The following is a 12848-nucleotide window of genomic DNA, read 5'->3' as shown; positions in this document are numbered from 1 at the left end:
GCGGAAACGCGGGGTCCGTTCAGGCTGTTGCGCTGAGATTGAAAATCAACCGTTAAAACGTTTTAAAGAATAAAATAGCAGCTAAATCCGTATATAAGTCGATACTTTAAACTACCCGTTTGCTTCAATGAGCTTTTCAAGCCTCAAAACTCGATGGTAGAGGGCCGACTTCGACAAGGGAGGGTCAGCCATCTCCCCTAAATCACGCAGCGACAGATCGGGATAGCGCTCGCGCAGGTCGCAAAAGACCGCCAAGGCATCCGGAAGCGCATCGCGAAGGCCGCGCTGCTCGAGCTCATCGATAAGCGCAAGCTGATGTTGGGCAGCACCGGCGCTTCTGGTCTGGTTGGCGAGCTCGGCGTTCACGCGACGGTTCACATCGTTCTTAACCAACTTGACCGCGCGCGCCTCCTCAATCTCGGCAACGCTGCGCTTGGCACCAATCAGCTTTAATAAATGCTCGATTTCCTCGGCGCTCTTAATGTACACGGCATATGACCCCCGCCGCGCATTAACACGAGCATGGACCCCAATCTGCCCCAACAGGTCGCAAAGCCCCTTGGCATATTGCTCGCCCTGCACCGCGATCTCCAAATGAAAATCGCCGCGTGGATCGGCCACGAAGCCGCCCGCGATGAGCGCGCCGCGGATGTAGGCAAGCCTGCAGCAGGGACGGGCAACGATGTGTCGGGGAACACCAGCAACGAGCCCTCCCCTGCGGTCTAGAATGCCCAGCAGCACCAGAGCCTTGTCCAGGTCGGGTTGATCGGGCAGGGTAATGAGATAGTTACGGACCTTATGCAAGACCGATTTACGAACGGTGAATTCCGTTTTGAGCTTAAGGATGCGATGCGTCAGCGTGATCATCGTGCGCGCGACGGCTCCCGTCTCGGTCGCGACCGTCAAACGATACCGCCCGGAGCCGGCCAACGAAAGCGTACCGCTCACACGCGTCAGGGCGGCAAGCGTCGACAAATCGCAGTATTCACATTCGGGTTCGCAGCGCGCAAGCTCGTCGCGCACCTCAGCGGTAAACGACATGCAGGCCTATGCCTTCGTGTTGGCGCGCGACAGGTCGCGGTGGGAGATGCTCACGTGATACTGGGCGCCTTCCAGGTAACGGGCCGTGGCCTCGGCAATGGCGACGCTACGGTGCTGTCCGCCCGTGCAGCCGATGGCGATAGAAAGCTGCGGCTTACCCTCCGCGATATAGCCCGGCATCACCGTATCGAGCAGCTGCGTCCAGGCCTTCCAGAACTCCTGGGTCTTGGGATGGTCCAGAACAAAGTCGGAGACTTTCTTATCGAGACCGGTCATGGTACGCATCTCGGGATCGTAAAACGGATTGGGCAGGAAGCGAACGTCGATCATAATGTCCGCCTCGACGGGCATACCGTGCTTAAAGCCAAACGAGAACACGTGAACGTCCATGAGCTGCTGGTCGGACAACTCGGAGAACGCCATGCGCAATTTGTTGCGCAGGGCAGAGGTGCGCAGGCGGCTCGTGTCGATAATCATATCGGCTCGATCGCGCACGCCCTGCAGCTGAAGGCGCTCGCGCTGAATGGCATCGGCCGTAGTCTCCCCCGGCTTGGCAATGGGATGACGGCGGCGATTTTCGCTGTAGCGACGAATCAGCACCTCGTCAGAAGCCTCCAGGAACACGATGTCGCAGCTCATCTCGCGCTCTTCGAGCGCGGCGACCGCATCGAGCAACTCGTCAAACAGTCCCTGGCTACGCAAATCGCAGGTGACGGCGAGATGCCTGCCCACGCCCGTATTGATGCCGACGAGCTCGGCAAGCTGGGCGATGAGACGCGGAGGTAGGTTATCAATGCAAAAATAGCCCATGTCCTCGAACACGTGCATGGCCTGTGTGCGGCCCGATCCGGACATTCCGGTGATGATGACGATATCGGGGATGCGCTCCGAGCGCTCCGCCGCATCCATGGCATCTCCCTTTTGCATGTGCTGCCTCCCAAAAACAAGCGCGGGACCCAGCAACCCGGATCCCGCGCGGTCAATTGCCTATATTGAGTATACCGCCCCGAGCGGATACGAGGCCTGTCTTACGCCTCAAGCGCAGCCTTGAACCAACTCGTAATACTCGTGGGGTGCGTGATGGCGGTGCCGACGACAACGGCCCAGGCGCCAGCATCGATCGCAGCGCGAGCCTCCTCGGGCGTGTGCACGCGGCCCTCGCAGATGATGGGAAGACCGGGGAATTCCTCGGTCGCCTGACGCAGGAGCGGCAGGTCGGGGCCATCGGCCATGGTGCAGTCGATGGCGGCGACGCCGTGAGAAAGCGTGGTGGATACCAGGTCAAAGCCCATATCAACCGCACGGCGAATGTCCTCGATGGTGGCACAATCCGCCATCAGGAGCACGCCCTCCTCGTGCAGCGGGCGGAAGGTATCCTCGACGGTCTTGCCATCGGGACGCGGACGATCGGTGGCGTCGATCGCCACGATATCGGCACCGGCAGCAACGCAGGCGCGAGCGTGACGCAGCGTCGGCGTGATGTAAACGCCCTCGTGTCCATCCTTCCACAGGCCGATAACGGGAACCTCACAGCGACCCTTAATAGCGGCAATGTCGGCAAGGCCCTGACAGCGAATGGCGGCGGCGCCGCCAAGCTCGCAAGCGCGAGACATTTGAGCCATGGTCTCGGGCGTACGAAGCGGCTCGCCCATATACGCCTGAACGCTCACGACGAGCTTGCCCTTCAGGGATTGAATCAAAGGATCGACGGTCATGTGCGACTCAACCTTTCTCAAAACAGCCTTCTGAGACACCGCACCTTGACGTTCAAACCGTCGCTCGCGTACCGAAGTACGCTTCGCTCCTCTTTCACGTCAATCTGCGGCACCTCAGAAGGCGCACTTGGTAGTTATGTTTACTTCAACGACGCAAGAAGGTGTTCGGCGGCACCGATAAGCGGCGCGTCGCCCTCCAGAGAACCGATGAGGATCGGCGTGTCCTGAAGCGGGTCGAGCGCCTGGCTGGCATAGCCCTCGTGCACCGAGTCCTTCCACGTCTGCGAGCGCCAATCGGGACCCTGGTGAATCACACCGCCCGAAAGCACGATGACCTCCGGGTCAAGGATATTGGCGAGCGAGCCCAAGCTGGCGCCCAGCGCAAAGCCAGCGTCATGGATGACCTCGGTTGCCTTTGCGTCGCCCGCGCGGCACAGGTCGTTCACATCGCGACCGACCGAAGGACGGCTGGGGTCGACGCGGCCAAAGCGCTCATCGTACATACGACCAATGGAAGTGCCCGAAGCGACAGACTCAAGATGGCCGGAACGCCCGCAGGCGCAGGGAATGCCGGCGGCAGCCGAGCACTCGATGTGGCCCATATGGCCAGCAGCACCATGGAAGCCCTGCATTACGCGGCCGTTCTCGACATATGCGCCGCCGATGCCTGTACCGATGCCAAGACACAAGACGGAGAACTTGCCCTTGCCGACACCCCAGTGGGCCTCGCCCAGAGCATGAGCCTGCACGTCGCCCACAACGGCAACGGGAAGACCAAGGTCCTCGCGCAGACGCGGCCCCAACTGAACGCCGGACCAGCCGGGCATGATCTCATTGGCATACGCAATGGCGCCCGTCTTGGGATCGACGACGCCTGCGGCACCGATACCGACACCGAGAACCTCGACATCGGGATTCGCCTCAAGAGCGGCCTTGATAGACGCCTCGATACGCTGGAAGACGGCCTCGCCGCCCTCTTGGGCCTCTGTGGGAACCTCGGCCTCAAAAACGGGATGGGGCACACTACCGTCAGCCGGGTACTCCATGATGGCAGTCGCAATTTTAGTTCCGCCGATATCGACAGAGCAGACGTACTTGTTCTCCATGTCGCTCTCCTTAGGAGATAAAAACAACTACAGGAAATGAAGGCGGTGTTATCGCCGCAACTTGGTAAAGGTTTCCCAGGTGCCCGAGGTTGGGGTGAAAGTGGTCGGGCGTTGACCTAATGGGTCACGCCCGACCACTTGAGCCCCAAGATCGGGTGCCTGGGGAAGCTTTACAGGAGACCGTTGTCCTGGAGGACCTTCTTAATCGCCTCGACGTTCTCGCCGGTCATGGCCTTCACCGGGCGCGGCATGGTCGGGCTGTCGAAGATGCCCATGAGGTTCATAGCGGTCTTGAAGGCGCCGACGCCACCGGCATAGCCCTGGACGCCCGAGGTGACGTCCCAGATGTGCGAAATCTCATTGAGGCGATCCTGCTCGGCCTTGACGGTAGCCCAGTCGCCGGCCTGAGCGGCCTTCCACTGGCGCACGTAGCCCTCGGGCTCAACGTTGGCGAGACCCGGGACGGAACCGTCGGCGCCACCGAGGTAGGCGCCGTCGACAACAACCTCGTGACCGGTGAGGATGCTCATCGGGTGGCCGTTCTTCTCGTTCTCCTGAACGAGATAGCGGAACGAGATGTCATCGCCCGAGGAATCCTTGACGCCGGCCAGGACGCCCTCGGCGCCGAGCTTGGCAAGGAGCTTCCAGGGGAGCTTGGTGTGGACGCACACGGGGATGTCGTAGGCAAAGATGGGCAGGTCGAGTTCCTCGTGCAGGATGCGGAAGTGCTCCTCGACCTCGGTCATGCCCTGCAGGGCATAGAACGGACAGGTGGCGACAAGCGCGTCGGCGCCCAGCTCCTGGGCGACCTTGCCGTGCTCGATCATGCGCTCGGTCTCGGTGTCGATGATGCCGACCAGAACAGGCACGCGGTGATCGACGATGCGCACGGCCTCGGCGATGATCTGACGACGACGCTCGTCGGTGGAGAAGACGACCTCGCCCGAGGAGCCCAGGAAGAACAGGCCATCGACGCCGGCATCGATCATGCGGTTGATGCTGCGCTCAAAGGAAGCAACGTCGAGCTGGTGGTCTTCGGTATCGGGAACAACAACGGGAGGGATAACGCCGGTGAATTTCTGAGTTGCCACAAGAATCTCCTTAGTTGTCTGGCGGGCGACCCTATGCCACCCACTCTTGTTGGCAGTGTCCAGGCCGTCTAGGCCAAAGAACACGGGTAGAACGTTTGGTTAAAGAAGTCGACGACTTCGTTTTCGAACGCATTGATGCGCTCGTGAGCGTATTTGGCATAGATGATATGCCTCCGGTCACACTCAAGACCGTTGAACACGGCAAACTGGCCCTTGGGGTCGCTCACGGTATCCATGAGCGAAGTGCCCATGAGCACCGAGCCGCGCACCCGAGACGACAGCGCCTCGAGGCCACCGGGCAGCGGGTTGGCAACCGCCGTGCAGGCGAGGCCCTGCTCATCCAGAGCAGAAACCGCCAGCGCGACTCCGCCGCCAAGGCCCTCGCCCCATGCAAAGATGCGGTCGGGGTCCATGCCATCAAGATTGCGCGCAACCTTCGCCATCGCGCAACCCCAACGGACGCGCTCGACAAAAGCGGGCGAAGCAATCCCCCGCTGCAGGTCGTCCGCACCAGCAACATCGTCATCCAGCGCGAGGACGGCATACCCCATGGCGGCAAATCTCGTCATGTGATGCCAGCCTCGCACAGGCCGATCGATGTCGTGGAACATCAGGCACAGCGGCACGCGCTCAGATACTCGGGCACGACCGACAGGCTCAATCAAACGAGCGTGGACCGCATCGTCACCGAGCTCAAAGGAAATCTCCGAGTAACGAGCGCAGGGGTTAACAAAGTCAATCGCCGTAATGGCCTGGCCTTGAATCTCAAGATTCGACGCGCATGTCTCTAAATCAGAAACATCTGCTTGGACATCGCCGTGCCAGTCCCGATATTCTGCGAGCCTTGACGAAACCGTTCCAGGCATCCCCGCGAGCCTGGGGACAATCAGCTCGTCGACATTGCTCTCGCACTTAGACATGAGCCTCCCCTCCCTCGCAGAAAAACGGAATGATCATGTCGTCAAAGTCCTGAATCTCCTCGTGGCCAAAGCCCTCAAAGAACTCGTGTCGCTTCTCACAGGCCAGGTTGTTGTAGACCGCAAACTGCGTCGCCGGCGGGCAGACGATATCGGCTGTGCCCGTGCCAAACAGCACGGGGCATTTGACCATGGGGGCAAAGTTCTTGGAATCGAAGTACGCCAGTTTGGCATAGGCCTCTTCAATACGAGTCGAGTCCTCGTCAAACCAACGCGACCAATAACGCAGGCCCTCATAAGCGATATCGTCGGCATCCAGATCCCAAACAAGGCGGAAATCCGACAGGAAGGGATAGAGGATGGCGGCACGATTGATAAGCTCGCTGTTAAGCGCGCAGGTCGCAATGCCCAAACCGCCGCCCTGTGATGCGCCGTTCACAAATACGCGGGAAAAATCGATGCCCTCGAGCTCGCGAACAATACGGCACAGAATGCGGATATCCTGGTGCAAGCGGACATAGTAGAGGTTGGCCGGGTCGCCATCGATACCGGCGACGATATGGCCCGCGACCGTTGTGCCTTCAAATCCACCAATATCCTCGGAGGGGCCACCCTGGCCGGGGCAGTCGAGGGCAATGAGCGCCATGCCCATGCCCGCAAACGACGCCTGCTCGAACCAGCTGCGGCTTGCACCCGGATAGCCGTGGAACTGTAACACCAGCGGCACGGGCTCGTCCGAAACCGGCTTGAGATACTTGGCATGCAGGCGGGCGCCGCACATGCCGGTATACCAGAGGTCAAAAAACTGGCAGGTCGCAGTATCGGCAATCGATGCCGCCTCGACCGCATAGTCGATCTTGACGGCGTCAGCCTCGGCCATGCGGTCGTTCCAAAAGAGATCGAAATCGGATGGACGGGGCATGGCGCCCCGATAACCACCAAATTGCTGTTGTAGCTCCTGAGCGCTTGGCATGGCCCGTGAACCCAACCTTTCGAAATCGCAACGGAGGTGCGCCCGGCAAGGGAACCGGGCGCACGGGAGGGAAAGCGAACCTACTCGCCGAGCTTGGGATGAAGCAGCGACGGCGCAGCGCCGAGCAGCATCTTGGTGTAGGGGTCCTGAGGGTGCTGGAAGACCTGCTTGGCCTCGCCCTGCTCGACGATCTTGCCGCCATTCATAACGATGATGTCGTCAGAGATATAGCGGACCGTCTGGATGTCATGGCTGATGAACACCATGGCCAGGCCGAGCTCCTTCTTAAGGTCGGTCAGCAGGTTCAGAATCTGCGCGCGGACCGAAACGTCCAGAGCCGAGGTGGGCTCGTCAGCGATGATGGCATCGGGGTTCAGCGACAGAGCACGGGCAATTGCGACGCGCTGGCGCTGGCCGCCCGAAAGCTGGCCGGGAAGAACCTCGGCGGCGGAGCTGGGCAGACCGGTGAGCTCCAAGAGCTCCTTGACGCGCTTCTCCTGCTCGGCCTCGGTACCCAGGTTGTGGACGCGCATGGGGTCGAGCAGCTGCTCGCGAACGACCATGCGGGGGTTGAGCGCCGTGGCCGGGTTCTGGAACACGACCGAGATGACGCGACCCATGTGGCGACGGTCCTCGGCGGTACGCTTGGTTACGTCCTTGCCCTTAAAGTAGACCTTGCCGCTCGTGGGGGCCTGCAGGCCGCACATGACGTTGGCGGTGGTGGACTTACCGCAACCGGACTCGCCGACGATGCCGATCGTCTGACCGGGCATGAGCTTAATCGTTACACCCTGGACGGCGTGAACCAGGTTAGGGTGCAGAATCGAGCCGGTACGGGTCCTAAAGGTGACATGGACGTCATCAAGGAAGATGATCGGCTCGACGCCGTTGACTGCGGTCTCGCTCATCTACATCACCTCCGCGTGAGGGGTCAAACCATTTGCCTTGAGCACCTCGTCGGGGAGCTCGGAATAGAAGTGCTCGGTGCCGGGCACGCGCTTGAAGACCGGACGGGTGTCCAGGCCAATGCGCGGATGGCTCGAGCGGGGCGCGAAGCGATCGCCCTTGGGGAAATCGCGCGGGCTCGGAACGGCGCCGGGCACCTGGTGCAGACGGCCCGAACCGCTCTCGATGGACAGAACGGAGCCCAGAAGACCGCGGGTGTACTCGTGGATCGGGTTAGTGAGCAGCTCCTTGGTGGGCGCCTGCTCGATAACCTGACCGGCGTACATAACCGTGATGTTATGGGCGACCTCGGCGACCAGCGCCAGGTCATGCGAGACGAAGATCATGGCAAAGCCGAGCTTGGCCTGAAGGTCGTTGAGCAGCTTGATGACCTGCTTCTGGACGGTAACGTCCAGAGCGGTCGTGGGCTCGTCGCAGATGACCAGCTTGGGGTCGCGGGTAAGGGCCATAGCGATCAGAACACGCTGACGCTGGCCACCAGAAAGCTCATGCGGGTAGCTCTCGAGCGTACGCTTGGGGTCGAGGCCCACGAGCTCCAGGAGTTCCTCGGCGCTGCGGGTGCCGCCGCGCTTGGTGAGCTGCTTCATCTGGGCAGAGATGAGCATGGAGGGGTTGAGCGAGGACAGGGCGTCCTGATAGACCATAGCGATATCGGTACCGCGCAGGCCGAACCACTCCTTCTTGCTCATCTTGAGCAGGTCGCGGCCCTCCCAGAGGACCTCGCCGGAAAGGTGCTCGTCATCGTCGGTCAGGCCCATGATGGCCAACGTGGTGATGGACTTACCGCAACCGGACTCGCCCACCAGGCCCATGGTCTGACCAGGACGGACGTCAAAGTTGACATGGTCGACGACGTTGATATCACCGTGATGCTCAAACTGAATGCAGAAATCGCGGACCGAAAGGATCGGCTCAACAGACTCGTCGGGCACATGGCGATCGTCACGCTTGAGCTCGACATCGCGCAGGGCGCCAAGGCGAGCGGAGAGGGACTGGGCCTGCTCCCTGTAGGCGCGAACGGGGTCGGAGACCAGCAGGTCGGCCTCACGACGCTTGGAGGAATCGGTCGGATCCAGGGCGGCGGAGGGAGCAGCGGCCATGGCGTCGGTAATGCCCTCGGAGAGGATGTTGAGTGCCAGGCAGGTGATCATGATGGCCAGGCCCGGGAACAACGCCTGCCACCAACGGCCGGCGAGCACGCCGCCGCGGGCGTCGGCGAGGATGTTGCCCCAGGTAGCGGTGGGCTCCTGGATACCAGCGCCGATGAAGGTCAGCGAAGCCTCGAAGATGATGGCGTCGGCGACTAGGGTAACGGTGAAGACCATGATCGGGGCGATGCAGTTACGCAGAACATGCTTGATTAAAATCCACGGAGCCTTGGCGCCGGAAACGATGACCGCGCGGACATAGTCCTCGCCGTACTCGGACACGATGTTGGCGCGCACGATACGGGCAATCTGCGGAGTGTACATAAAGCCGATGGCGAAGATGATCGACGGCACGGAGTTGCCCAGGATGGAGACGAAGACGGCCGCAAGGGCGATGCCCGGGATGGACATGATGATGTCCAAGATACGCATGATCGTCTCGGAGACGGCCTTGCGCGAAACCGCTGCAAGGGCGCCCACGACCGAGCCGCAGACCAGAGCCATGGCAGTGGCGCCAAAGCCGATAATCAGCGAGTAACGACCACCGTAGAGCATACGCGACAGAATATCGCGACCCTTATCGTCGGTACCGAAGATAAATCCGTTGCCGGGAGCCTGGCGAGCCGTAAAGATCTCGACCGGGCTATAGGGGGCAAGAAGGGGCGCCAGAATCGCAGTCAGGGCGACCAGCACCAGCACGACGGCGGCAATCTTAGAAGACAGCGTCATCTTCTTCCAGCCACCGAGCTTGAGCCCCTTGGAGGCAGCCTTCTCGAGCTGCTCGGTTTGCTTCTCTCGAATCTTTACCATAATCTACACCGTCCTGATGCGCGGGTTGATGAGCAGGTAGAGCATGTCAACCACGATGTTGATGATGATGAAGGCAAGAGCAACGACGATAACGACGCCCTGAACCAGGTTCGCCTCGTTGCCCTGAACGCCCTGCAGAATCGCGGTGCCCATGCCGGGGAGGTTGAAGATAACCTCGATGACGACGGCGCCGCCCATGAGGTAACCGATCTTAAGACCGAGGGTGGTGACCGGGGTGATCAGCGCATTGCGAAGAACGTTGATACCGACGACGACCTTCTCGGGAACGCCGGCACCGCGAGCCATACGGACATAGTCCTTGTCGAGCTCCTCGACCATGGCGGTACGCACGATACGAGTCATCTGGCCCGTCAGCGGAAATGCCAAGGCGATGGCGGGCATAATCATGCGGCCCAGATAACCAGCCGGATTCATGGTGAAGTGAGGCAGAGCACCCGATGCCGGGAGCACCTTAAGGTAGGAAGAGAACAGCAGGATCAACAGAACGGCAAGCCAGAACGACGGGGTTGCCAAGCCGGCGATGGAAAAGACGCGGATCACTTGGTCCGGCCATTTGTCGCGATACAGTGCCGCGATGACGCCGAGCAAAAACGAAACGACCGCACCGATGGCAAGGCCGATGAAGGTCAGCTGCATCGTGACGGGCAGGGCAGTGGAGATGCGCTTGGCAACGGAGTTGCGAGCAGCACCATAGGTGCCCATGTCGCCATGGATCAAATCGCCCATATAGCGCACGTAGCGCACGGGCCAGGGGTCGTCCAGACCATACTTCTCATGGTACTCGGCAACCGCCTCGGGCGAGGCACCGTCACCCAACGCCGTGTAGGCGGGGTCGGTCTTGGAGAACGACATAAGGAAGAACACCAGGACGGTGACGCCCAATGCCATGATCGGCAGCGCCACAAGACGCCTTCCAATCAAACGTAGCAAGTTGTTCACGTTCTCTCCCCTTTCTTTTGTCGGTAGGACCAACTGGTATATGAGTACGGATACTCATTACAAGACCCGAGCGACATCGAGGTCGCCCGGGTCTTTGTTTCAACTATGAGGATACGGTCCCAACGACCGACATCCTGCATACAGACTCAAGCGAGTCTTACGCCTTGACGGTCGCAACGCCCCTGAAGGACATGCTCGTCGTGCCGATGCCCTTGAAGCCATCGAGGGCCTCGCCGTTGGGCGCAGTGGACGGATCGTCCCAGGAAGCGGAGACGGTCTTGACGTGGACAACGGGGTACAGAACGGCGTTGTCGGCAATGATGTCAAAGCACTCGTTCCACTTCTTCTGCTGCTCGTCGCCCTCGGCGGCAAGAGCCTCGTCCATGAGACTGTGGAGCTTCTGCCACTCAGCGGACTCCTTCCACGGGCAACGGGTCTGCATCCAGACGTTGTCGCCGTACCACCAGTTGAGCAGCAGGTCGGGGTCGGCGCCGAAGCAGGAAGGATCGCCTGGGGCAAGGAGGATATCGTAGGCCTCGCCGCCGTCGATGGCAGCGTAGGTGGCCGGCGAGGTATCGGTCTGGATGGTCACATCGAAGCCGAGAGCGTCGAGGTCGTTCTTGACCTGGGCGGCCATGCCCTTAATCTGCTCGTTGTCGGTGGTGCGCAGGGTGATGGCACCCGGGGTGATGCCAGACTCCTCGATGAGCTTCTTAGCCTTCTTGGCGTCGGTCTTGTACACCGTGGAAGCCTCATGATAGTTGGTGAAGCTCTTGGGCAGGTAGCAGCTGGCAGCGGTGGCAAGGCCGGCGAAGGTGTTGCTGACCATCTTCTCGGTGTCGAGCGCATACATGACAGCCTGACGGACCTTGACGTTGTTCCAAGGCTCCTTGGCGACGTTGAACATGATGAAGCGGGTGCCGAAACCCTGAACGTTATCGATCTTGCAGCCGGCGCTCTCGAGCTGGTCGACGGCGTCAGCGGTAACGAGCTCCATAACGAGCGTGGAGCCCTCCTGCTGAGCGGTAACGCGAGCGGTGGGGTCGGTCAGGATGCTGTACTGGATCTTCTTATCCTCGGCAGCATACTCACCGTTGTACTCGGGGTTGGGAACCAGGGTGATCTCGGTATCGGAGATAGAGTCGTACATCCAGGGGCCGGAGCCGATCGGCTGCTTGGCGCGATCCTCCTCGGTCTGGGTGGCCGGGGTAACGCGGACGATGGCCAGACGATCCTTGAGCAGGGAGAAGTTGGGGACCTTGGTCTTGACCGTCACGGTGCTGGCGTCCTTGGCCTCGATGGACTCGAAGGGCTGGAAGAACGGAGCATAGGTAGCGGAAGCGGCGCAAGCGGTGTAGGAGGCAACGACATCGTCAGCGGTGACCTCGGTGCCATCGGAGAACTTGGCGCCCTTGCGGATGGTGACCTCGAAAGTGGTGTCGTCCACAGACTTGGGATCATCGGTGGCGAGCTCTTTGAAGGTGCTGTAGTCGTGGTAATCGATGCCGTAGAGGCCCTCGACGACGTGCCAGTTAGCACCCAGGCCCACAGCGGAGCCGGTGCTGGCGGGATCGAAGCTGGACGGAGCGTAAGCGGAACCAGCGGTGATCACGCCGCCGCCACGGTTGGCGGAATCGGTGGAACCGGAAGCGGAACCCTCGTCGCTAGAGCTGCCACCGCAGCCGGTGAGACCAAGCCCTGCGACAGCAGCGACGCTGCCGGTGAGGCCGAGGAACGAACGCCTGGACATACCCTTGTTGATGATGGCCATGTCTTCTCCTATCAATAGAGAATCTTACCCGGGAGCGCCTAGACGTGCCCCCGCGCAACTTGCGGACGATATATACCTTACCTACCGACGAACCCAACTGAGGTGCCGCGCTCGGCGACCGATACATACATACGCTTGAACGGTATTTGCTACCGTTCACCGAATTCATTGACAAACGATTCGCCAGACAGTATGTATCGACGAGGTGAGATATCAGTCTTCGTCAACCCGCAGGATAGCAGGGTTGTTCACCATGGCTAGTCAAACGTTTTAGCGTTAATTAAACCCGAAATCGGCTGGTAATCGCCGTGAAATAAATGATTGAAAATCACGCAATCATGTATATCAGT

At 60.5% G+C, this 12848-nt stretch carries 11 protein-coding genes; all 11 read right to left on the bottom strand.

The annotated features are described in order from the left end of the window. Positions 1-111 precede the first annotated feature (111 nt). The gene (gene whiA / locus DW754_RS09510; protein WP_117759549.1) at positions 112-1041 is read right to left on the bottom strand and encodes a DNA-binding protein WhiA; all 930 of its coding nucleotides are present in this window, start codon (positions 1039-1041) and stop codon (positions 112-114) included. A gap of 6 nt (positions 1042-1047) precedes the next feature. Then, entirely contained in the window at positions 1048-1968 is a 921-nt protein-coding gene (rapZ, locus tag DW754_RS09505) for an RNase adapter RapZ (RefSeq protein WP_022094878.1), read from the bottom strand. A gap of 101 nt (positions 1969-2069) precedes the next feature. Continuing rightward, positions 2070-2756 carry an N-acetylmannosamine-6-phosphate 2-epimerase gene (locus DW754_RS09500; RefSeq protein WP_022094877.1) on the bottom strand — a complete coding sequence of 229 codons (687 nt, stop codon included), beginning with the start codon at positions 2754-2756 and terminating at the stop codon, positions 2070-2072. A 140-nt stretch (positions 2757-2896) separates the two neighbouring features. Then, complete coding sequence (locus tag DW754_RS09495; RefSeq protein WP_022094876.1) at positions 2897-3862, bottom strand: ROK family protein; 966 nt, start codon at positions 3860-3862, stop codon at positions 2897-2899. A gap of 170 nt (positions 3863-4032) precedes the next feature. After that, positions 4033-4953, bottom strand: a complete 921-nt coding sequence (locus DW754_RS09490; protein ID WP_035138887.1) for a dihydrodipicolinate synthase family protein — start codon at positions 4951-4953, stop codon at positions 4033-4035. Positions 4954-5021: 68 nt separating this feature from the next. Next, the gene (locus DW754_RS09485) at positions 5022-5873 is read right to left on the bottom strand and encodes an acetylxylan esterase (protein ID WP_117759551.1); all 852 of its coding nucleotides are present in this window, start codon (positions 5871-5873) and stop codon (positions 5022-5024) included. Then, positions 5866-6843: an acetylxylan esterase gene (locus DW754_RS09480; protein ID WP_117759553.1), complete on the bottom strand. Its 978-nt coding sequence runs from the start codon at positions 6841-6843 to the stop codon at positions 5866-5868. Before DW754_RS09480 ends, DW754_RS09485 begins: the two co-directional genes overlap by 8 nt. Before the next feature lie 80 nt (positions 6844-6923). Further along, positions 6924-7751, bottom strand: a complete 828-nt coding sequence (locus DW754_RS09475; RefSeq protein WP_006236159.1) for an ABC transporter ATP-binding protein — start codon at positions 7749-7751, stop codon at positions 6924-6926. Then, a complete protein-coding gene (locus DW754_RS09470; RefSeq protein WP_117759555.1) occupies positions 7752-9767 on the bottom strand; it encodes a dipeptide/oligopeptide/nickel ABC transporter permease/ATP-binding protein in 2016 nt (671 codons plus the stop codon). Between the two features lie 3 nt (positions 9768-9770). Then, positions 9771-10727 (bottom strand): ABC transporter permease, encoded by a 957-nt coding sequence (locus tag DW754_RS09465; RefSeq protein ID WP_117759557.1) that lies wholly within the window; start codon positions 10725-10727, stop codon positions 9771-9773. 157 nt (positions 10728-10884) lie between these two features. Next, complete coding sequence (locus DW754_RS09460) at positions 10885-12498, bottom strand: ABC transporter substrate-binding protein (RefSeq protein WP_117759559.1); 1614 nt, start codon at positions 12496-12498, stop codon at positions 10885-10887. Positions 12499-12848 lie beyond the last annotated feature (350 nt).

It is taken from the genome of Collinsella sp. AM29-10AC, from assembly GCF_003469085.1.
Lineage (GTDB): Bacteria > Actinomycetota > Coriobacteriia > Coriobacteriales > Coriobacteriaceae > Collinsella.
This window is presented reverse-complemented; position numbering and strand designations above follow the sequence as displayed.